Origin of the sequence: Curtobacterium sp. VKM Ac-2884, assembly GCF_015350945.1 — a bacterium.
Taxonomy (GTDB): domain Bacteria; phylum Actinomycetota; class Actinomycetes; order Actinomycetales; family Microbacteriaceae; genus Curtobacterium.
The window spans coordinates 89562-109676 of sequence record NZ_JADKSA010000004.1 but is presented as its reverse complement, the minus strand read 5'-3'; the positions used below and the strand labels follow the sequence as shown (position 1 = coordinate 109676).

General features: G+C 71.8%; 21 protein-coding genes. 16 read left to right on the top strand and 5 right to left on the bottom strand.

Annotated features, from left to right (window positions below; genetic code table 11):
- Window positions 1-97 precede the first annotated feature (97 nt).
- The 6 genes from ITJ60_RS12060 (at window position 98) to ITJ60_RS12035 (ending at window position 4206) form a co-directional block, all read left to right on the top strand.
- Window positions 98-715 (top strand): CE1759 family FMN reductase, encoded by a 618-nt coding sequence (locus ITJ60_RS12060; RefSeq protein WP_194648096.1) that lies wholly within the window; start codon window positions 98-100, stop codon window positions 713-715.
- 126 nt (window positions 716-841) lie between these two features.
- Window positions 842-1189 carry a hypothetical protein gene (locus ITJ60_RS12055; RefSeq protein WP_194648095.1) on the top strand — a complete coding sequence of 116 codons (348 nt, stop codon included), beginning with the start codon at window positions 842-844 and terminating at the stop codon, window positions 1187-1189.
- Window positions 1186-2133 (top strand): FAD:protein FMN transferase, encoded by a 948-nt coding sequence (locus ITJ60_RS12050; protein WP_194648094.1) that lies wholly within the window; start codon window positions 1186-1188, stop codon window positions 2131-2133. The genes ITJ60_RS12055 and ITJ60_RS12050 overlap by 4 nt, the downstream gene beginning before the upstream one ends.
- Window positions 2133-2690 (top strand): ferric reductase-like transmembrane domain-containing protein, encoded by a 558-nt coding sequence (locus ITJ60_RS12045; protein ID WP_194648093.1) that lies wholly within the window; start codon window positions 2133-2135, stop codon window positions 2688-2690. The genes ITJ60_RS12050 and ITJ60_RS12045 overlap by 1 nt, the downstream gene beginning before the upstream one ends.
- The gene (locus tag ITJ60_RS12040; protein ID WP_194648092.1) at window positions 2687-3958 is read left to right on the top strand and encodes an NADH-ubiquinone oxidoreductase-F iron-sulfur binding region domain-containing protein; all 1272 of its coding nucleotides are present in this window, start codon (window positions 2687-2689) and stop codon (window positions 3956-3958) included. The genes ITJ60_RS12045 and ITJ60_RS12040 overlap by 4 nt, the downstream gene beginning before the upstream one ends.
- Window positions 3955-4206 carry a ferredoxin gene (locus ITJ60_RS12035; protein ID WP_323749167.1) on the top strand — a complete coding sequence of 84 codons (252 nt, stop codon included), beginning with the start codon at window positions 3955-3957 and terminating at the stop codon, window positions 4204-4206. The genes ITJ60_RS12040 and ITJ60_RS12035 overlap by 4 nt, the downstream gene beginning before the upstream one ends.
- 25 nt (window positions 4207-4231) lie before the next feature.
- On the opposite strand, the gene ITJ60_RS12030 is transcribed toward ITJ60_RS12035, so the two are convergent.
- Window positions 4232-5443, bottom strand: coding sequence for a coiled-coil domain-containing protein (locus ITJ60_RS12030; RefSeq protein ID WP_194648091.1), 1212 nt, complete (start codon window positions 5441-5443; stop codon window positions 4232-4234).
- Window positions 5444-5724: 281 nt separating this feature from the next.
- On the opposite strand from ITJ60_RS12030, the gene ITJ60_RS12025 reads away from it, so the two are divergent.
- Window positions 5725-8007 carry a polyribonucleotide nucleotidyltransferase gene (locus ITJ60_RS12025; RefSeq protein ID WP_194648090.1) on the top strand — a complete coding sequence of 761 codons (2283 nt, stop codon included), beginning with the start codon at window positions 5725-5727 and terminating at the stop codon, window positions 8005-8007.
- Between the two features lie 165 nt (window positions 8008-8172).
- On the opposite strand, the gene ITJ60_RS12020 is transcribed toward ITJ60_RS12025, so the two are convergent.
- Window positions 8173-8700: a YbhB/YbcL family Raf kinase inhibitor-like protein gene (locus ITJ60_RS12020; protein ID WP_194648089.1), complete on the bottom strand. Its 528-nt coding sequence runs from the start codon at window positions 8698-8700 to the stop codon at window positions 8173-8175.
- Window positions 8701-8908: 208 nt separating this feature from the next.
- On the opposite strand from ITJ60_RS12020, the gene ITJ60_RS12015 reads away from it, so the two are divergent.
- A complete protein-coding gene (locus tag ITJ60_RS12015) occupies window positions 8909-9874 on the top strand; it encodes a ferritin-like domain-containing protein (protein WP_194648088.1) in 966 nt (321 codons plus the stop codon).
- 247 nt (window positions 9875-10121) lie between these two features.
- Here the strand turns inward: ITJ60_RS12015 and ITJ60_RS12010 are convergent, their stop codons facing one another.
- Window positions 10122-10769 (bottom strand): TetR/AcrR family transcriptional regulator, encoded by a 648-nt coding sequence (locus tag ITJ60_RS12010; protein WP_194648087.1) that lies wholly within the window; start codon window positions 10767-10769, stop codon window positions 10122-10124.
- Window positions 10770-11015: 246 nt separating this feature from the next.
- Between ITJ60_RS12010 and ITJ60_RS12005 the strand changes: the two genes are divergently transcribed.
- Entirely contained in the window at window positions 11016-12350 is a 1335-nt protein-coding gene (locus ITJ60_RS12005; protein WP_194648086.1) for a M16 family metallopeptidase, read from the top strand.
- An 8-nt stretch (window positions 12351-12358) separates the two neighbouring features.
- On the top strand, window positions 12359-12961 hold the full coding sequence (locus ITJ60_RS12000) for a histidine phosphatase family protein (protein WP_111084585.1): 603 nt from the start codon (window positions 12359-12361) through the stop codon (window positions 12959-12961).
- Between the two features lie 50 nt (window positions 12962-13011).
- On the opposite strand, the gene ITJ60_RS11995 is transcribed toward ITJ60_RS12000, so the two are convergent.
- Entirely contained in the window at window positions 13012-13515 is a 504-nt protein-coding gene (locus tag ITJ60_RS11995; RefSeq protein ID WP_123673437.1) for a GNAT family N-acetyltransferase, read from the bottom strand.
- Between the two features lie 23 nt (window positions 13516-13538).
- Between ITJ60_RS11995 and ITJ60_RS11990 the strand changes: the two genes are divergently transcribed.
- Together ITJ60_RS11990 and ITJ60_RS11985 are read left to right on the top strand one after the other, a co-directional pair.
- Window positions 13539-14285, top strand: coding sequence for a 4-hydroxy-tetrahydrodipicolinate reductase (locus tag ITJ60_RS11990; RefSeq protein WP_228505012.1), 747 nt, complete (start codon window positions 13539-13541; stop codon window positions 14283-14285).
- Between the two features lie 4 nt (window positions 14286-14289).
- On the top strand, window positions 14290-14760 hold the full coding sequence (locus tag ITJ60_RS11985; RefSeq protein ID WP_416371910.1) for a tetratricopeptide repeat protein: 471 nt from the start codon (window positions 14290-14292) through the stop codon (window positions 14758-14760).
- Window positions 14761-14767: 7 nt separating this feature from the next.
- Here the strand turns inward: ITJ60_RS11985 and ITJ60_RS11980 are convergent, their stop codons facing one another.
- A complete protein-coding gene (locus tag ITJ60_RS11980; RefSeq protein WP_194648085.1) occupies window positions 14768-15688 on the bottom strand; it encodes a TIGR01777 family oxidoreductase in 921 nt (306 codons plus the stop codon).
- A gap of 54 nt (window positions 15689-15742) precedes the next feature.
- On the opposite strand from ITJ60_RS11980, the gene ITJ60_RS11975 reads away from it, so the two are divergent.
- The 4 genes from ITJ60_RS11975 (at window position 15743) to ITJ60_RS11960 (ending at window position 19984) form a co-directional block, all read left to right on the top strand.
- Window positions 15743-16573 (top strand): thymidylate synthase, encoded by an 831-nt coding sequence (locus tag ITJ60_RS11975; protein WP_323749166.1) that lies wholly within the window; start codon window positions 15743-15745, stop codon window positions 16571-16573.
- Window positions 16573-17064: a dihydrofolate reductase gene (locus ITJ60_RS11970; protein ID WP_194648084.1), complete on the top strand. Its 492-nt coding sequence runs from the start codon at window positions 16573-16575 to the stop codon at window positions 17062-17064. Before ITJ60_RS11975 ends, ITJ60_RS11970 begins: the two co-directional genes overlap by 1 nt.
- Before the next feature lie 216 nt (window positions 17065-17280).
- Window positions 17281-18258, top strand: a complete 978-nt coding sequence (gene dapA / locus ITJ60_RS11965) for a 4-hydroxy-tetrahydrodipicolinate synthase (RefSeq protein ID WP_111084638.1) — start codon at window positions 17281-17283, stop codon at window positions 18256-18258.
- Window positions 18259-18307: 49 nt separating this feature from the next.
- Window positions 18308-19984 (top strand): ribonuclease J, encoded by a 1677-nt coding sequence (locus ITJ60_RS11960; protein WP_123341033.1) that lies wholly within the window; start codon window positions 18308-18310, stop codon window positions 19982-19984.
- The last annotated feature ends 131 nt before the right edge of the window (window positions 19985-20115 follow it).

Here is a 20115-nt window from a genome sequence, read left to right as displayed (position 1 = left end):
GCGAGGACCGGGGCGTTCTCCGTTCCCGGGAATGGTTGCGCGCGGTGCACTGTTCGGTACGATGTTCATGCAAACGCATCGAAAGTCGGGAACCACCATGACCACCATCGCCGTCGTCTCCGCCGGACTCTCCGAGCCCAGCTCCACCCGCCTGCTCGCCGACCGTCTGGGAGAGGCCGTCGTCGCCGCGCTCGTCGCCGAGGGCACGCCCGCGCACGTCCTGCACGTCGAGCTCCGGCCGCTCGCGCACGAGATCACCGACGCGATGCTCACCGGCTTCGCAGCGCCCGCGCTGTCCGCCGCCACGGCCGCAGTGGTCGAGGCCGACGCCGTCGTCTTCGTCACGCCGATCTTCACGGCCGGCGTCAGCGGTCTCGCGAAGTCGTTCCTCGACGTCCTCGACAAGGACGCGCTCGCCGACCTGCCCGTCCTGCTCGGCGCCACGGGCGGGACCTCGCGGCACTCGCTCGCCATCGACCACGCCCTGCGTCCGGTCTTCGCGTACCTCCGCGCAGCGGTGGTGCCGACCGGCGTGTTCGCCGCGACCGACGACTGGGGGAGCGACGGCGACGCCGCGGCCCTGGACGGACGCATCCGCCGGGCCGGAGCGGACCTGGCCTGGGCGATCCGGGCCTCCCGGCGGGCCCCGCAGGAAGCCGACGCGCTCCCCGCGACCGTTGACTTCGCGAGCCTGCTCGGTGGCCTCGGCCACTGACCCGGACCGCTGACCCCGTGGCGCGCTCTTAGGCGGACCACAGGGTTCGCGGGGTCGGCGTGCGGGCGGCTGGCGGCTCGCTCATCGGTGGGCTCGGGAACCTCGTCGTGACGACGAGGAGGACCGATGGACACCAGAGGCAACGGCAAGCGATCCGCACGGGTCACGAGTGCGCTCGTGAGCCTGGGCGGACTCGCGGTCGCGACGGTCACGGGTGCCGGGCTGTGGTTCGGGCACGAGCAGGCCAGCACGACGACGACCGACACGTCCACGAGCACGAGCACCGCGACGGACTCCGGTTCGGGTACCGGGACGTCGAGTGACGCCACCACCGGCTCCGGGTCCTCGTCCTCCTCGTCGTCGAACGACACGTCGACCGACACGTCGACCGACAGCGGCACGAGCAGCAGCGACACCGGCGTCTCGCAGAGCACCACCGGTGGGTCGTCCGACACGACGACGACGGGATCGTGACCGTGCGCGCCGCCGCCGAGTGGGACCTCTGGACCACCACCGCCCGGGTCGTCCTCGACCACCGCGACCGCCGCCACCTCGCCGCCGCCGAGTCCTGCGTCCGCGAGGTCACCGCCGCCGTCGACGCCGCGTGCAGCCGGTTCCGCGCCGACTCCGAGCTCGTGGCCCGCGCCGAGGACCTGGTGCGCGGTACCGAGGTCTCGCCCCTGCTGGCGACGCTCGTGCACCAGGCCGTCGACGCCGCACGGCTGTCCGACGGGGACGTCGACCCGACGCTCGGCCGGCGCATGGTGTCCCTCGGGTACGACGTCGCGTTCGCCGACGCGCCCCCGGTCCCGGCACCCGACGCCGTCGCCCGATCGCTCGACGACCGCCCGGCGTGGCAGCGGATCCTGCTGTCCGGCACGTTCCTGCGGATTCCCGAGGGAGTGACGCTCGATCTCGGCGCCACGGCGAAGGCCGCCGCCGCGGACATGGCGGCCGCGAGCATCACCGCGCGGCTCGGCATCGGCGCCCTCGTCTCGCTCGGTGGGGACGTCGCCACGGCCGGCCCGGACCCCTCCGGCGGCTGGCAGGTGCGTGTGCAGGACCTGGCGGACGACCCCGTCGACCACGTCCGGATCGCCTCCGGGTGGTCCGTCGCGACCTCGAGCACGCAGAAGCGTCGCTGGGAGCAGGACGGGACCGCGCGGCACCACATCCTCGATCCGCGGTGGGGCCTGCCCGCCGAACCGGTGTGGCGGTCGGTGACGGTCGTCGCCCCCTCGTGCACCACCGCCAACACGATGACCACCGCCGCGGTCGTCCGGGGGCACGGCGCCGTGGAGTGGCTCCGGCAGAGCGGCCGTGCGGCACGGCTCGTCGCGGCCGACGGATCGGTGCTGCGGATCGGCGGCTGGCCCGACGACCAGGTCGACCACGTCGACCGGGCGGACGCCGCCTGATGGACACCGCGCTCTGGGTGGTCGGCCGCGGCACGGGCGTCGCCGCCGTCGTGCTCCTGACCCTGACGGTCCTGCTCGGCATCGTGACCCGCGGCGGACGACCGCTCCCCGGCCTGCCACGGTTCGGCGTGCAGCTCGTGCACCGGGACGTCGCCCTGGCGTCCACCGTGTTCGTGGCCGTGCACGTGGTGACGCTGCTGCTGGACACCGAGGCCGAACTGCGCCTGCTGGACGCCGTCGTGCCGTTCGTCGGGGCGTACCGCTGGTTCTGGCTCGGGCTCGGCACCCTGGCCGTGGACCTGCTCGTGGTGCTCGTCGTCACGGGGATGCTCCGCCGGGTGATCGGTCCTCGGGTGTTCCGCGCCGTGCACTGGACCGCCTACGCCATGTGGCCGATCGCGATGACGCACGCGATCGGCACCGGGACCGACGGCACGTCCGCCTGGTTCCTGGTGGTCGCCGGGGTCTGCGCCGCCGCCGTGCTCGGCGCCGTGGCCTGGCGCTGCACGGCCGGCGTCACCGCGTTCCGTCCGACCCCGAAGGAGGCCCTCCGATGACCCTGGCCGACCCGCTCACCGTGCCACCACCGACCGGCGCGCAGCGACTCCTCGCCGCCCCCGGCCCCGGACTCGACGCCCACCGCCGCACGCACGGGCCGCTGCCGCACGTGGGACCCGGGATCATCGACGAGATCGGTCTCGCCGGGGTCGACGGCCGCGGCGGAGCCGGGTTCCCGCTCGCCCGCAAGCTCGACGCCGTGGCGGGCCGGACCCGCCGCGGCAGCCGCGGTGCCCCGACCGTCATCGCCAACGGCGCCGAGGGGGAACCCGCCAGCCGCAAGGACGCCGTCCTGCTCGAACGCGCACCGCACCTGGTGCTCGACGGCATCGTCGTCGTGGCGCAGGCGATCGGTGCGACCGAGGCCGTGGTCGCCACGAGCGCACGGCTCGCCGATCGGGTCCGGCAGGCACTGGCCGAACGCACCGACGGTCGGCGCGGCACCGGCACCGACCCGGTCGCCATCGAGGTCCGCGCCCTGCCGCACACCAGCTTCGTCGCCGGGCAGGCCACGGCGCTCGCCTCTGCCGTCTCCGGTGGACGCGGCCTGCCGGAGGACCGTGTCGTGCGGCTCACCGACCGTGGCCCGAGCGGTCGCCCCACCCTCGTGTCGAACGTCGAGACCCTCGCCCAGGCGGCACTCGTCGCACGAAACGGGGCGGCGTGGGCGCGGAGCGTCGGCAGCGCGAGTACTCCCGGCACCCGTCTCGTGACGGTCAGCGACGTGACCGACCCGGGCGGAGCCGTGGTGCTGGAGACCGCCGGGGGTGCGCCGCTCGGGCAGCTGCTGGGGGCCTCCCGGCTGCCGGCGGCCGATCCGCGACGGACGCGAGCCGTCCTGCTCGGCGGGTGGGGCGGCACCTGGGTGCCGGCCGCAGCGCTCGACGCGCCCTTCGACGTCGACGGGCTCGCACCGTGGGGTGCGGCGCCCGGGGCGGGCGTGCTGGCCGTGCTCGACGACCTGACCTGTCCGGTCGGGGTCACCGCGGGCCTCGCCGCGGCGCTCGCCGGGGCGTCCGCCGGCCGCTGCGGGCCGTGCGTGAACGGGTTGCCGCGGATCGCCGACGTGGTCGCCGACCTGGCCTCCGGGCGTCGGACGGGCGACCTGGCCGGCGAGGTCCGGCGGGTCGCTGCCCTGGTCGACGGACGTGGGGCCTGCCACCACCCGGACGGCGTCGCGCGGATGGTGCGGAGCGCCCTCGACGTGTTCCACGACGACGTCCAGACGCACCTGCGGGGCGCGTGCCTGGTCGGGGGACGACGGTGAGTGGCGAACCGGGCGGTGCAACCGCAGCCGGTCTCGTCGTGCTGCACGTCGACTGGACCCGCTGCCGGGGACGCGGCCTGTGCACCGAACTGTTCGCCGAGCGGCTGGTGCGCGACGAGTGGGGCTACCCGATCGCACGGGACGGCACCGGCACCCGCGACGTGCCGGTGCAGCCGGACGAACGCGCCGCCGCTGCGGACGCGGTGGCGATGTGCCCGCTGCAGGCGTTGCGACTGGTGGGGAAGTGAGCAGGGACGCGGCGAGCAGTGGTCCTCAGTACCAGTGCGGGTTGACGCTCATCTCGTGGCCCCACGCACCGCACGGCGACCCGTACGCGCTCTTGATGTAGGCGAGTCCCCAGTTGATCTGTGTGTTCGCGTTCGTCCGCCAGTCCGCCCCGGCCGCCGACATCTTGTCAGCGGGCAGCGACTGCGGGATGCCGTAGGCGCCGCTCGAGGCGTTCAGCGCGTTCGCCCGCCAGCCGGACTCCTGCGTCCACAGCGACACCAGGCAGGAGAACTGGTCGTCGCCCCAACCGTACGAGCCCAGGGCGCTCCTGGCGTAGGCCTGCGCGGCCGCGGGGTCCACGACGACACCGCCGGTGCTCGGGTAGCTCGTGCCCGAACCTCCGCTGGCGCTGGTGCTCCCGCCGCTGCCGGTGTCCGCGTTCGCCGACGCTGCCGCCGCCTGTGCCGCTGCGGCCGCCGCACGTTTGCGCTGCTGTTCGGCCTGCTGCGCCGCCACCTTCTGCCCGAGCTCGTACCCTGCGGCCTGCTTCGCGGTGGTGTCCCGGAGCGACGCGAGCTGCGCGTACAGCTCGTCGCTGTGCTGCTCGGTCGACTCGACCGCGGCGTTCGCCACGGACTCGGCGGACTTCGCCGCCGCGGACCGTTCCTCGGCCGCCTCCGCACGCGTCGCGCGTTCGGTCTCGGCGCGTTCGGCCTGTTCGTGCAGTGACGATGCCGTGCCGGCCGCGACGGACGCCTCGTCCATCACGCCGGACCACGTGGACGACAGCTGGTCGAGCGCGCCCAGCTGGTAGAGCAGCTGGTCGGGGTTCCCCGCGGTCGCGATCCGGGCGGTCATCTGGTTCGTGCTGCCGTCGCGGTACAGGTTCGCCGCCAGTTGGCCGGCACGTTGCTGGGCCCGGTCCGCCGTCTCCGTCGCATGCTGCGCCTGGGCCTGGAGGCTCGTGGCGGCCTGGGTGGCCTCCGCCAGCTCCGCCTCGGCCGCGTCCGCCTTCGACGAGGCCGTCAGCGCGGCCTGCGACTTCGCCGCTGCTTCGTCCTGCGCCGACTGCAGCGCGGCCTGCACCTTAGTGACCTCGGCGCGCTTGGCGGTCTCGTTCCCCTTGGCCTGCTGCACGTCCTGCCAGGTCGGGTACTCCGTCGCGGACGCCGGGACAGCGGTGAGGACCGGGGCGACGAGCGCGCCGACGACCACGGCGGCCGCGACGAGCACGCCCCGCGAGGGGGTGAGACGCATGGCAGCAGGCTACCGAGGCTCGCCCGGCCGTCAGCGAGCCGCGCCGCCGATTCCCTGTGGACTGGTAAAGTCCATCGTGTCCGAGGACCGTTTCCCCGGATGTTCGACACAACACTGCGCAGGCCGGGCACGGAGCTGGTCATCGGTGGTGGCTCGCGGGCCGGAACGGTTTCCCGAGTGCTTCTACTGCTGGCCAGACATGCGTCCGGAACGATCGGCGCGCACGCACCATCGAGTGCCGTCGCCACGGCCTGCCGAACACACATCAAGGAGGCACCCTTTTGGAGGGTCCCGAGATCAAGTTCGCCGAAGCCGTCATCGACAACGGCAAGTACGGCAAGCGCACCGTCCGGTTCGAGACCGGTCGGCTCGCACAGCAGGCGCAGGGCGCGGTCGCCGCGTACCTCGACGAGGAAACGATGCTCCTCTCGGCCACCAGCGCCGGCAAGCACCCGCGTGAAGGATTCGACTTCTTCCCGCTGACCGTCGACGTCGAGGAGCGCTCCTACGCCGCCGGCAAGATCCCCGGTTCGTTCTTCCGCCGCGAAGGCCGCCCGTCGACCGAGGCCATCCTGGTCTGCCGACTCATCGACCGGCCGCTGCGCCCGTCGTTCGTCGACGGCCTGCGCAACGAGGTCCAGATCGTCATCACCGTCCTGAGCATCGCTCCGGACGAGTTCTACGACGCGCTGGCCATCAACGCCGCGTCCGCGTCGACGCAGATCTCCGGTCTGCCGTTCTCCGGCCCGATCGCCGGTGTGCGCCTCGCGCTCATCCCGGGTTCGAACGGCACCGACCAGTGGGTCGCGTTCCCGAAGGCATCGCAGCTCGCCGACGCCGTCTTCGACCTCACGGTCGCCGGCCGTGTCGTCACCGACGAGGCGGGCAACGAGGACGTCGCCATCATGATGGTCGAGGCCGAGGCCACCGAGCACAGCTGGGAGCTCATCCAGGGCGGCGCCACCAAGCCCGACGAGGCCGTCGTCGCGCAGGGTCTCGAGGCGGCCAAGCCGTTCCTCAAGTCCCTCGTCGACGCCCAGGCGAAGCTCGCCGCGCAGTCCGCCAAGGAGATCCAGGACTACCCGGTCTTCCCGCCGTACGCGCCCGAGGTCTACTCGGCCGTCGAGGCCATCGCGCTCTCCGAGCTCGGTGACGTCTACAAGATCGCCGCCAAGACCGAGCGCCAGGACGCCGACGACGCACTCAAGTCGCGCGTCAAGGAGGCCATCGCGTCGAAGGTGTCGGCGGGCGAACTGCCCGAGGTCGCCAACTCGCAGGTCAGTGCCGCGTACAAGTCGGTCACGAAGAAGGTCGTCCGCGGCCGCATCCTGACCGAGCAGGTCCGCATGGACGGTCGCGGCCTCGCCGACATCCGTCCGCTCGACGCCGAGGTCGCCGTGATCCCGCGCGTCCACGGTTCGGCGATCTTCCAGCGCGGCGAGACGCAGATCCTCGGCGTCACCACGCTGAACATGCTCAAGATGGAGCAGCAGATCGACTCGCTGTCGCCCGTCACGAAGAAGCGCTACCTGCACCACTACAACTTCCCGCCCTACTCGACCGGTGAGACCGGCCGTGTGGGTTCGCCGAAGCGTCGCGAGATCGGGCACGGCTTCCTCGCCGAGCGCGCCCTCGTGCCGGTGCTGCCGACGCGTGAAGAGTTCCCGTACGCCATCCGTCAGGTCTCCGAGGCGCTCAGCTCCAACGGCTCGACCTCGATGGGTTCCGTCTGCGCCTCGACCCTCTCGCTGCTCAACGCCGGTGTGCCCCTCAAGGCCCCGGTCGCCGGCATCGCGATGGGCCTGGTGTCCGACACCGTCGACGGTCAGACCCGCTACGCGGCGCTGACCGACATCCTCGGTGCCGAGGACGCCCTCGGCGACATGGACTTCAAGGTCGCCGGTACCTCGGAGTTCGTCACCGCGATCCAGCTCGACACCAAGCTCGACGGCATCCCGTCGACGGTGCTCGACGCGGCGCTGAAGCAGGCCAAGGAGGCCCGCTCGGCCATCCTCGGTGTGCTGAACGAGGCGATCGACGCCCCCGACGAGATGGCGGACACCGCTCCTCGCGTCATCTCGGTGCAGATCCCCGTCGACAAGATCGGCGAGCTGATCGGCCCGAAGGGCAAGACGATCAACGGCATCCAGGACGAGACCGGTGCCGACATCTCGATCGAGGACAACGGCACCGTCTACATCGGTGCCGTCGACGGACCGTCGGCCGAGGCCGCTCGTGCGTCGGTCAACGCGATCGCGAACCCGACCAACCCGGAGATCGGGGACCAGTTCCTCGGCACCGTCGTGAAGATCGCCACGTTCGGCGCCTTCGTGTCGCTGCTCCCGGGCCGTGACGGTCTGCTCCACGTCTCCGAGGTGCGCAAGCTCGCCGGTGGCAAGCGTGTGGAGAACGTCGAGGACGTCCTGGGCGTCGGCCAGAAGGTCCTGGTCGAGGTCACCAAGGTGGACGACCGCGGCAAGCTGTCGCTCGCGCCGGTCGTCGCCGAGGAGTCGGACACCGACTCCAGCGGTGCCCGCGAGGAGTCGACGGACGCCACCGTCTGATCCACCCCTGGCACACGAACGGCCGTCGTCCCTTCCGGGGCGGCGGCCGTTCGTCGTTGCGGGGCGGTCGGTGCCGAGACTCGGACTGGGCGACGGTTCTCGGGCACTGGGGCCCGAGAACTGTCGCTGACGCCGAGTCTCGGCCGAGCCGCGGGTGGCCGCCGGTCAGGCGGTGGGGGTCTCCTGCGTGCCGACGAGCTGCGCGCGGCCGAGCAGGTGCTCACGCAGCACGAACCCGACGACCGCGGGCGTCGCGTCGGCCGGCGCCTCGAGCAGCGGCACGTCGAGGGCGCTCAGCGTGAAGAAGTAGCGGTGCACGCCGTGGCCCGCGGGCGGGGCAGCGCCGAGGAACGTGTCGGTGCCGAACTCGTTGCGGCGGCGGAGTGCCTCGGCCGGCAGCAGGGCGTCGTCGGTGCCGGCGCCGGCGGGCAGCGAGGTCGCCGAGCCCGGGATGTCGGTCAGGCTCCAGTGCCAGAAGCCCGAGCCGGTCGGGGCGTCGGGGTCGTACACGGTGAGGACGAAGCTCTTCGTGCCCTCGGGAGCGCCGGACCACTCGAGTGCGGGGGAGCGGTCCTCGCCACCCGCGTCGGTGCCGCGCGCCGAGGTCGGCAGTGCGCCGCCGTCGGTGAAGTCGGGGCTGGTCAGGGTGAACGAGGGGACCTCGGGGAGGTTCCAGTTGGGGTCGTTGGCCATGCCCCCAGCCAACACCCGCAGCCTCGGCGGCCGCCCGACGCGGCCGCCCTGTCCGAACTCCGCCGGATGACGGGGGACGCTGGAACCGCCCCCTGTTCGGGGGTATCTTCGCCGCACGATCGACCATCCCGCCGATCGCGGCTCGACCGACCCGTTTCCCTGCAGCGTCGGTGGGGTCCCGTGCTGCCAGCACGACATGAGGACAACGATGTTCGACAAGCGTTTCATCCACCACGCCATCGATCGCAGCGCCGAGAACACGCTCGACCGACGACGGTTCTTCGCAGCCGCCGGCGTTGCCGGTGCCTCAGCCGGCATCGCCGCGCTCGGCTCGTCAGCGCTCACCACCGACCGCGCCGCCGCCACCCCGGAAGAGGACGGTGCCGTCTCCGACGCGGCCATCCTCAACTTCGCCCTGAACCTCGAGTACCTCGAGGCCGAGTTCTACCTGCGTGCCGTGTTCGGCGCGGGCCTCGCCGACAGCATGATCACCGGCATCGACCCGCAGGGGCCGGTGATCGGTGGCAAGAAGGTGCCGTTCAAGACCGCGGCCATCCGCGGCATCGCGACCGAGATCGCGAACGACGAGCGCGCGCACGTGGCGTTCCTCCGATCCGCCCTCGGCGGTGCGACGGTCTCACGTCCGAAGATCGACCTCGCGTCGAGCTTCACCGCCGCCGCGCGCGCTGCGGGTGTGGTCGGTCCGACCGGCACCTTCGATCCGTTCGCCAGTGAGGAGAACTTCCTGCTCGGGGCGTACATCTTCGAGGACGTCGGGGTCACCGCCTACAAGGGGGCCGCGCCGCTCATCACCAGCAAGACGTACCTCAGTGCCGCGGCGGGCATCCTCGCCGTCGAGGCCTACCACGCCGGGATCATCCGGTCGAAGCTCTCGGACAAGGGACTGCAGGTGCCGGCGAACAAGATCTCCGACGCCCGTGACTCGCTCGACGGTCCGACCGACGACGACCAGGGGGTGACGACCCGGTCGGGAGCGGTGAACCTCGTGCCGACGGACGCGAACTCGCTCGCCTACGGCCGCACCGCGGAGCGTGTCCTGAACGTGGTGTTCCTGAACCCGAACCAGATCGACAAGGGCGGGTTCTTCCCGGACGGCGTCAACGGGTCGATCGTCTCGAGCGGCAACCCCGGGAGTGCCACCGGACCGGCCTGATCTGCGCGACGCGATCGGTCGCGGTGAGCGCGACCACAGTGCGGACGGTAGGCACGGTGCCAGCTGGCACCGTGCCTCCCGTCCGCTCGTGGTCGCGAAAGCGACGGACGTCCGTCACGTCGGCGAGTCCGTGCCGCGAGGGCGACAGTCTGCCGCGAACAGTTCGCGGCAGACTGTCGCTTTCGCGGCAGCCGGGCGTCAGCCGGGCGTGAGCCGGAAGGGCGTCGGCGCGGGCGTCGGCCGGGTGTCAGGCGGCGAGGACGCGGTCGACGACGCGACCGAGTGCGGCCGTCGCCGCGATGGCGTCACCGGCGTAGGCGCCGGCCATCGCACCGTCGCGCGCGAGCATGAGCTCGTCGGCGCCGTCGCCGGGCAGCTGGTGTCCGGACTCCTGCAGCAGGGTGGCGAGCCGGTCGGTGTACCAGTCGCGGTGGGTGGCGACCACCTCGCGCACGGGGTCGCGGGGGTCGTGGTACTCGGCGGCGGCGTTGAGGAACGCGCACCCGCGGAAGTCGGGGTCGTTGACCTCGTCAGCCAGGGCGGCGACCCACGCGCGGACCGCTGCGGCGGAGGAGCCGGCGTCGGTGACGAGCTGTTCCAGGCGTTCCTGCACGCGCTCGTGCTGCGTGCGGATGTAGGCGAGGATCAGGTTGTCCTTCGACCCGTAGTGCTTGTAGAACGTCGCCTTCGTGACGCTCGCCTCGGAGATGAGGCGGTCGACGCCGACGCTGTGGATGCCCTCTTCGTAGAAGAGTCGCGTGGCCGTCTCGAGGATGCGGACCTTCGCGCCGCCGGAGCGGGGAGTCGGGGGGACGCTCGACCCGTCCGGCGACGCGAGGTTCGTGCTCGGACCGAGGAGACGCTGGACGGCCGGTTGGGGGGAATCGACCGTCACAGCGTGGCTCCTTGGTTCATCGGCTCCGCGACCGAGTGGGGGGACTCGTGGCCGCGAGGACTGATGTCCCGAGCCGCCGGATCGGAACTTAGGGGGGCTTTCGATCCGGCGTGAACGACTGTACCACATGGAGGACAGACAGACGAGTCGGTCTGTCCTCAATTTCTGTACCCCTCTTCGAGTGACAGTCTGCGGGCCTGTGGAAACTGGGCGGTGGGCTCCGGAGCATCAGTAGGCTCGTCTGCGATGAACCAGCCAGTGCCACTGCCGCTCGGGGCCCCGGACACGTCCTTCCTGACGTCCGGAGGAGCCTTCGTCCGCCGCACCGTGCTGCCGTCGGGTGTCCGCGTGCTGACCGAAGCCGTGCCCGGTGCCGCTTCGACGAGCATGGGCTTCTGGGTCGGCGTCGGTTCGCGCGACGAACGCGACGGCCAGTTCGGATCGACCCACTTCCTCGAGCACCTGCTGTTCAAGGGCACCGAGACCCGGTCGGCGCTCGACATCGCGATCGCGTTCGACTCGGTCGGCGGCGAGCACAACGCCGCGACCGCCAAGGAGTACACCTGCTACTACGCACGGGTGCGGGACGCCGACGTCCCGATGGCCGTGCAGGTCATCGGTGACATGGTGACCGGCTCGGTGCTCGACCCCGAGGCGTTCGCCGTCGAGCGCGGCGTCATCCTCGAAGAACTCGCGATGGCCGCCGACGACCCGGCCGACGTCGCGGGCGAAGCGTTCTTCGCCGCGGCCTTCGGTGGACACGCGCTCGGTCGTCCGATCGGCGGGACCCCGGACAGCATCCGAGCGGTCCAGCGGGACGAGGTCCTGGCCCACTACCGCGAGCACTACGCGCCGAACGGCATCGTCGTGACCGCCGCCGGAGCCGTCGACCACGACCGGTTCTGCGACGCGGTCGCCGCGGTGTTCCACGACGCCGCGCACGCCGAGCCGCTCGCACGCCGGACGCCGCAGACCGTCGCCGACCCCATCGAACCGAAGCTGTCGGTGGTCCACCGTCCGACGGAGCAGGTCAGCATGCTGCGCGGCTCGCAGGGGCTCGACCTGCGCGACGACCGCCGGCCGTCCCTCAGCGTCCTGAACGCCGTGCTCGGCGGGGGCATGAGCTCCCGGCTCTTCCAAGAGGTCCGCGAACGACGCGGCCTCGCCTACGCGGTGTCGTCCTTCGCGCCCGCCTACCTCGACAACGGTGCCTTCGGCGTCTACGCGGGCTGTGCGCCCGACAACGTCCCCGGGGTCATCGAGATCATCGACGCCGAGTTCCGCCGCATGGTGGACGACGGCATCACCGACGACGAGCTCCGCCGCGCCAAGGGCCAGATCGAGGGCGCCCTGACGCTCTCGCTCGAGGACTCCGACGCCCGGATGACCCGCCTCGGCCGGTCCGAGCTCGGCACCGGGGAGTACACCGACCTGTCGACCGCACTGGAGCGTGTCGACCGGGTCACCACCGACGGCGTGCTCGAACTCGCCCGCGACCTCCTGACCCGCCCGACGATCACGTCGGTGGTCGGGGCGGTGCAGCAGGACGAGCTCGCCGCAGCGATCGGGATGGGCAGCTGAGCACGGACATGTCCCACTACCTGTACCTCGTCCGGCACGGCGAACACCAGGATGCCGAGCACGGCCTCCGCGACGGCAAGCTGTCGGAACGCGGCAAGCGCCAGGCGATGCTGGTCGCCGACCGACTTGGCGGGCTGCCGTTCGACGGCGTGTACCACTCCCCGTTGGAGGCCCCGAGCGAGACTGCCGCGTTCCTGGCGCAGCGACTGCCGTCGATCCAGCCCGAACCGTCGACGCTGCTGTTCGACTGCGTCCCCTCCGGCCCGACCCCGGACATGCCGCACGCCTACCAGGGATGGTACGGCGGCGTCACGGAAGAGGAGATCATCGCGGGCCAGGCGCAGATGGGCGACGCCGTCTCCGAGTGGTTCACCCCGGCGCGCGAGGACCGGCACGACCTGCTCATCACCCACAACGCCGTGATCGGCTGGTTCGTGCGCGAGGCGTTCCAGGCGCCCGAGTGGCGCTGGATGGGCACGAACGTCGCGCACACCGCGCTCACGATCATCCGGATCCGCTCCGCGAAGCCGGCCGAGGTGGTCGCCCTGAACGACCTGGCCCACCTGCCGGTGGAGCTCCGCACCGGGCTGCCGGTCGACCAGCCCGTCTAGCGTCGGGCGCTGGCCCGGTGGTCGGCGTCGACCGGGAGGCCCGTGGCGGCTCAGACGATCGGCTTGCGGGCCGTGCGCTTGCGGAACCAGGCGGTCGCGTTCGGGTTGTCGTTGAACGGCGCGACGCGCTCGTAGCCCCGGCTGCGGTACATCGCGCCTGCGGCGACGAGCGAGTCGTTCGTGTCCAGCACGATGCTCGTCGCCCCCAGCGCGGCGCCCTCCCGTTCGAGCGCGTCCATCAGCGCCGTGGCCACGCCCTTCCCCCGGCCCGCCGGGGTGACGAAGACGTGCTTGACCTCGAACCGGACGTCCGTGGTGGTCGCGTCGGGGTCGTCCGCGATGCGCCGCAGGCCGCCGCAGCCGACCGCGACCCCGTCGTCGTACGCCACCGCGAAGACCCCGTTCGGCGGCGTGAACTCCGCCGCCGGGGTGCGCTTGCGCGAGTACGCGCCCTGCGCACTGGGGAACGTCGCCTCGCGCTCGTCGAGGTACGCGTCGAGCAGGACGTCGACCTCGGGCAGATCGGCCGGCACGGTCCTGACCTCGACTGACATGCGTCGATCCTAGGATGGACCGCATGGTCACTCCCGTCGCCGTCGTCGGCGCCACCGGTCGTCTCGGGGGCCTCGTGGCCTCCGTCGTCGAGGAACTCCCGGAGTTCGAGCTCGTCGCCCGTCTGTCGTCGAAGGACGGTGCCCACGAAGCACCGCCGTCGGTGTTCGGCGGCGCCGCGCTCGTCGTGGACGTGACGGTGCCGGCGCTCAGCCCCGCGATCGTCGAGAACGCGCTGTCGAGCGGGGCGAACGTCCTCGTCGGCACGTCCGGGTGGTCCGCCGACCGTCTCGCGAAGCTCCGCACCGCCCTGCAGGAGCGTCCCGACCAGGGCGTCCTCGTGGTGCCGAACTTCTCGATCGGGTCGGTGCTCGGCACCCACCTCGCCACCATCGCGGCGCCGTGGTTCCCCTCCGTCGAGATCGTCGAGACGCACCACGCCGGCAAGATCGACTCGCCGTCCGGCACCGCGGTGCGCACCGCCGAGCTCATCGCCGAGGCCCGTCGCGACGTCGGCCCGGTCGAGGCCCCGCACGTCGACCAGCGTGCCCGCGGCCAGCAGGTGGCGAGCGTGCCGATCCACTCGCTCCGGCTGCCCGGGGTGAAGGCCGTGCAGGACGTCCTGCTCAGCGGCCCCGGCGAGACCCTGACGATCCGGCACGACACCAACGACGACGTCGCCTACGTCGCCGGGATCCGTGCGGCGTTGTCCGCCCTCGGATCCGCCCGCGGGCTCACCGTGGGCCTCGGCAGCGTCCTCGGCATCGGCTGACCCGGTGGGACGTGCAGCGCGTGCCGGTCGCGCGATCCGGTCGCCGTTCTGGGGCGCAGCGCTGATGACCCTGCTGCTGGCGCTCTACATCGTGCTCGTCGGGCAGCGGGCCGTGGCGTTCATCGCCACCGGCATCCCGATCGGGATCGGCATCGGCGTCGCCTTGTTCATCGTCGCCGGGATCGGGGCGCTGTTGCTCGTGCTCGAGTTCCGCTTCGGCATCCGGATCACCCGGCTCGGATCCCGGCTCGAGGCGGAGGGCGGTGCACCGGAGGACGTCGTGCCCGTGCGTCCGTCCGGCCGTCCGACGCGCGAGGCCGCTGACGAGCTCTTCCCGCAGTACAAGGCCGCCGTCGAGCAGGACCCGGCGGACTGGCGCGCCTGGTACCGGCTCGGGGTCGTCTACGACGCCGCGGGGGACCGCAAGCGCGCTCGAGCCGCGATGCGCACGGCTCTGTCGCGGTCGAGCGTCTGAGGCCCGGTCAGAGGACCGCGTCGACGGCGTCCACCGCACGCGTGTACCGGAACGTGTAGCCGGACTCGAGCAGCTTCGTCGGCACCATCCGCTGGCTCGACAGCAGCATCTCGTCGGCGGCGTCCTGCAGCGCCAGGCGCAGCGCGAACTCCGGGATCCGGAACAGGTACGGCCGGTGCAGGTCCTCGGCGACCCGCTTCGTGATCGGGTCGGCGACGACGGCTTCCGGCCCGGCCAGGTTCACCGGCCCGCCGACCCCGGACGCCGACGGGCTCGTCGCCAGGTGCACGATCGCCCCGACCTCGTCCTCGAGCGCGATCCACGGCCAGTGCTGCCCGCCGGTGCCGAGGCGACCGCCGAGCCCTGCCCGGGTGAGCGGGATGAGCGGAGCGAGCGCGCCGCCGCCCTCGCCGATCACGATGCCCGTGCGCAGGGTGACGACCCGGACGCCCTCCGGAGCCGCGTTCGCCGCGGATTCCCACGCGGTGCAGACCTCGGCGAGGAACCCGGTCCCGGGTGCCGCGTCGTCCTGCAGGACGTCCGCCGGACGGTCGCCGTACACGCCCGACGCCGACCCGGACAGGAACAGCGCCGGGGGAGTGCTGGCGTGCCGCATCGCCTCGACCAGGGTGTCGGTCGCGTCGACGCGGGAGCGCCGGATCTCCTCGCGGTACTTCGCGGTCCAGGGCAGCTTGCCGATGTTCGCCCCCGCCAGGTTGATCACCACGTCCGCACCGTCGACGATGGCCGGGTCGAGCGGCCGGCGGCCCGGAGCCCATCGGAACTCGGTGGCCGTGTGCGGCTCGCGCCGGACGAGCGTGGTCACGTGGTGGCCCGCCTCGCGCAGCGCGCGGACGAGCGGGGTGCCGATGAAACCGGACGCGCCGGCGATCAGGATCGAGAGGGGCTCTGCCGCCGTGTCTGCCATGCCGTCAACGCTACTCATGCTGCCGCAGGCTTTCGCCGACGTAGGCTTCTGTGTGTGAGCGACAGCGAGACCGTGCAGCCCGACCCCACCGTGCCGACCCCGTACGAGGACCTGCTCCGCCGGGTCCTCACCGAGGGGGCACCGAAGGGTGACCGCACCGGCACCGGGACCCGCAGCCTGTTCGGCGCGCAGCTCCGCTACGACCTGTCGAAGGGCTTCCCGCTCGTGTCGACGAAGCGCGTGCACTTCAAGTCGATCGCGTACGAGCTGCTCTGGTTCCTGCGCGGCGACGGCAACGCCACCTGGCTGCAGGAGCACGGTGTCCGGATCTGGAACGAGTGGGCGGACGAGGACGGCGACCTCGGCCCCGTCTACGGCGTGCAGTGGCGTTCGTGGCCGACCCCGTCCGGCGAGCACGTCGACCAGATCGCCCAGGTCATCGACCAGATCCGTACGAACCCGGACAGCCGCCGGCTCATCGTCTCGGCGTGGAACGTCGCCGACATCCCGGACATGGCGCTCGCCCCGTGCCACGCGTTCTTCCAGTTCTACGTCAACGACGGCAAGCTCTCGTGCCAGCTCTACCAGCGCAGCGCCGACATGTTCCTCGGCGTCCCGTTCAACATCGCGTCGTACGCCCTGCTCACCCACATGATCGCCGCGCAGACCGGGCTCGAGGTCGGCGACTTCGTCTGGACGGGCGGCGACTGCCACGTCTACGACAACCACGTCGAGCAGGTCGAGGAGCAGCTGTCCCGCACGGCGTACGCCCTGCCGACGCTCGAGCTCGCGCCGCGCGACTCGATCGACGACTACGAGTACGAGGACTTCACCGTCGTCGGCTACCACCACCACCCGGCGATCAAGGCCGCGGTCGCCGTCTGATGATCGGCATGGTCTGGGCCCGGTCGACCGACGGGGTCATCGGGGCCGACGGTGGCATGCCGTGGCACGTGCCCGAGGACCTCGCGCACTTCAAGCAGGTCACCGGCGACGGCACGGTGCTCATGGGCCGCCGCACCTGGGAGTCCCTGCCGGAACGCTCCCGCCCGCTGCCCGGTCGGCGCAACGTCGTGCTCACCCGCGACGCGTCCTGGACTGCCGACGGTGCCGAGGTCGTCCACGACCTGGCGACCGCGCTCGACGGTGCCGACGGCCCCGTCTGGGTCATCGGCGGCGGCCAGGTGTACGCCGCGGCGCTGGACCGTGCCGAGCGCGTGTCCGAGACCGTCATCGACGTCGACGTGCCCGGCGACACCGTCGCACCGACGCTCGGCGAGTCGGCCGGATGGACGCTCACCGACGAGGGCCCGTGGCAGGTGTCCCGCACCGGGACCCGTTACCGCTTCCTCGAGTGGCGCCGCAGCGCGTCCTGACCGACAGCGGCGCGCGGTGCCCCGTGCTCGCGCCCGCTCGCGGGCGTCGCGCCCCGGTGAGTCGGGGCGCGACGGCCATCGCGGGGCGCGACGCGGGCCGGGACCCGGGCGTGAGCGGCGGGGCGGAGGCGATCCGGGCCTCCCGTCCGCGCCGCAGGCAGGCGACCGTCCGCCCGGACGGCGGCCATCGCGCACATCCCCGGTACGCTGGTGCCCGTGTCCCCGCGTGAGAATCCCTTCGGTCAGGTCCTCGTCGCCCTCGTGACCCCGTTCACGGCCGACGGTGAGGTCGACTGGCCCGGCGTCGAGCAGCACATCGACGACTGCATCACCGCCGGCGCCGACGGCATCGTCGTCACCGGCACCACGGGCGAGACGAGCACCCTGACCGACCCCGAGAAGCTCCGTCTGGTCGAGGTCGGCAAGTCCGTCGCCGCCGGCCGCGCGAAGATCATCACGGGTGGCGGTTCGAACGAGACCGCGCACGCGATCCACCTCTACAAGCAGAGCGAGAAGGCCGGCGCCGACGGCGTGATGATCGTCACGCCGTACTACAACAAGCCGACCCAGTCGGGGGTGCTCACCCACTTCCGGATGATCGCCGACGCCACCGACCTGCCGGTGATCCTGTACGACATCCCGGGGCGCACCGGCATCCCGATCACGTACGAGACGATCGTGCGGGCGTCGCACCACCCGAACATCCTCGCCGTGAAGGACGCCAAGGGCGACTTCGCCGAGGTGTCCCGCGTGCTCAACAACACCGACCTCATGTACTTCTCCGGCGACGACACCAACGTGCTCCCGCACCTGTCGATCGGCGCGACGGGCCTGATCGGCGTCACCGCGAACATCACGAGCACGCCGTACCGCACCATCATCGACGCCGTGAACCGCGGCGACCTGGCGACCGCCACCGCCGAGCACAAGCGCGTCGAGCCCCTCGTCCGCGCCGTGATGACCCACGTGCCCGGCACCGTCGCGGCGAAGTACATCCTGCACGGGCTCGGCCGCATCGGCAGCCCGCGCGTCCGTCTGCCGCTCGTCGGCCCCGAGGACTCCGAGGCGTACGCCATCGAGACCTCGCTCGAAGCCGTGCGCGACGTGCCCGGCGCCGACTTCTCGAACTTCCGCCCCGACCGCAACGCAGCGGCCGGCGGCGCACTGCCAAAGGTGCCAGGCACCACCCGCTAGCGAACACCGCGGCGCGCTCCTCGCGCGTCGCCTGAATCCGTAGGACCGAATGCCCACACAAGTCTCCACACCGCAGCCGCTCGAACCCGGAACCCTCCGCGTCATCCCCATCGGGGGACTCGGCGAGATCGGTCGCAACATGACCGTCTACGAGTACGAGGGCAAGCTGCTCATCGTCGACGCCGGCGTGCTCTTCCCCGAGGAGCACCAGCCCGGGGTCGACCTGATCCTGCCGGACTTCGCGCCGATCCGTGACCGTCTCGACGACGTCCTCGGTGTCGTGCTCACGCACGGCCACGAGGACCACATCGGTGCCGTCCCGTACCTGCTGAAGCTCCGCGACGACATCCCGCTGATCGGCTCCACGCTGACCCTCGCGCTCGTCGAGGCGAAGCTCAAGGAACACCGGATCAAGCCGTACACGCTCGTCGTGGCCGAGGACCAGACCGAGCAGCTCGGCCCGTTCCACCTCGAGTTCGTGGCCGTGAACCACTCCATCCCGGACGCCCTCGCCGTCTCGATCACGACCCCCGCCGGTCGTGTCCTGCACACGGGTGACTTCAAGATGGACCAGCTCCCGCTGGACGACCGCATCACCGACCTCCGCGCGTTCGCGCGCCTGGGCGAGGCCGGCGTGGACCTGTTCCTGCCGGACTCGACCAACGCCGACGTCCCGGGCTTCACCGCTCCGGAGCGCGACATCGGCCCGGTCCTCGAGAACATCATCACGCGCGCCCGCAAGAAGGTCGTCGTGGCGAGCTTCTCGTCGCACGTGCACCGTGTCCAGCAGGTCCTCGATGCCGCCGCGGCCGCGAACCGCAAGGTCGCGTTCATGGGCCGCTCGATGATCCGCAACATGACCATCGCCGCCGACCTCGGCTACCTCCGGGTGCCCGAGAACGTCCTCATCGACACGAAGAAGGCGAAGAACGTCCCCGACGACCAGATCGTCTACATGTCGACGGGGTCGCAGGGCGAGCCGATGGCCGTGCTCGCGCGCATGGCGAACCTCGAGCACCAGATCGAGATCGGCGAGGGCGACACCGTCATCCTCGCCTCGTCGCTGATCCCGGGCAACGAGAACGCCGTGTACCGCGTCATCGACGGGCTGACGAAGCTCGGCGCGAAGGTCGTGCACAAGGGCAACGCCAAGGTGCACGTCTCCGGACACGCCTCGGCCGGCGAGCTGCTCTACTGCTACAACATCCTGCGTCCGCGCAACGTCCTGCCCGTGCACGGCGAGCACCGCCACCTGTACGCGAACGCCGACCTGGCGATCCAGACGGGTGTGCCGCCGCGCAACGTGATCCTCGGGCAGGACGGCATCGTCGTCGACCTGAAGGACGGCGTCGCGACGGTCGCCGGGCAGCTCGACATCGGCTACGTCTACGTCGACGGCTCGACCGTGGGCGAGATCACCGACGCCGACCTCAAGGACCGCCGCGTGCTGTCCGAAGAGGGCTTCATCTCGGTCTTCGCCGCCGTGGACTTCACCACCGGCCAGTGCGTCATCGGCCCGGAGATCCAGTCGCGCGGCTTCGCCGAGGACGACTCCGTGTTCGACGACGTCCGCCCCCAGATCGCCAAGGCGATCGCCGAGGCGGCCGCCAACGGCACGCGCGACTCGCACGCGTTCGCGCAGGTCGTCCGCCGCACGGTCGGCCGGTGGGTCAACACCAAGCACCGTCGTCGTCCGATGATCGTCCCGGTGGTCATCGAGGCGTAGCACGTCAGTCGCGTCAGTCGCGTTCATCGCGTTCATCGCGTTCATCGCGGTCGACCGGGAGGCCCGTCCAGCGTCCGTCACGGATGCTGCGGCGGGCCTCCCTTGGTTTGTCCTGAGTGGGGATTAGGGTT

Coding starts and splice junctions, on each gene's coding strand:
- ITJ60_RS12060 (WP_194648096.1), top strand. CDS start 98: ATGACCACCATCGCCGTCGTCTCCGCCGGACTCTCCGAGCCCAGCTCC.
- ITJ60_RS11960 (WP_123341033.1), top strand. CDS start 18,308: ATGCCCACACAAGTCTCCACACCGCAGCCGCTCGAACCCGGAACCCTC.
- ITJ60_RS11980 (WP_194648085.1), bottom strand. CDS start 15,688: ATGGCAGACACGGCGGCAGAGCCCCTCTCGATCCTGATCGCCGGCGCG.
- ITJ60_RS11990 (WP_228505012.1), top strand. CDS start 13,539: ATGGTCACTCCCGTCGCCGTCGTCGGCGCCACCGGTCGTCTCGGGGGC.
- ITJ60_RS12020 (WP_194648089.1), bottom strand. CDS start 8,700: ATGGCCAACGACCCCAACTGGAACCTCCCCGAGGTCCCCTCGTTCACC.
- ITJ60_RS11970 (WP_194648084.1), top strand. CDS start 16,573: ATGATCGGCATGGTCTGGGCCCGGTCGACCGACGGGGTCATCGGGGCC.
- ITJ60_RS12030 (WP_194648091.1), bottom strand. CDS start 5,443: ATGCGTCTCACCCCCTCGCGGGGCGTGCTCGTCGCGGCCGCCGTGGTC.
- ITJ60_RS11995 (WP_123673437.1), bottom strand. CDS start 13,515: ATGTCAGTCGAGGTCAGGACCGTGCCGGCCGATCTGCCCGAGGTCGAC.
- ITJ60_RS12040 (WP_194648092.1), top strand. CDS start 2,687: ATGACCCTGGCCGACCCGCTCACCGTGCCACCACCGACCGGCGCGCAG.
- ITJ60_RS12045 (WP_194648093.1), top strand. CDS start 2,133: ATGGACACCGCGCTCTGGGTGGTCGGCCGCGGCACGGGCGTCGCCGCC.
- ITJ60_RS12005 (WP_194648086.1), top strand. CDS start 11,016: ATGAACCAGCCAGTGCCACTGCCGCTCGGGGCCCCGGACACGTCCTTC.
- ITJ60_RS12015 (WP_194648088.1), top strand. CDS start 8,909: ATGTTCGACAAGCGTTTCATCCACCACGCCATCGATCGCAGCGCCGAG.
- ITJ60_RS12055 (WP_194648095.1), top strand. CDS start 842: ATGGACACCAGAGGCAACGGCAAGCGATCCGCACGGGTCACGAGTGCG.
- ITJ60_RS12000 (WP_111084585.1), top strand. CDS start 12,359: ATGTCCCACTACCTGTACCTCGTCCGGCACGGCGAACACCAGGATGCC.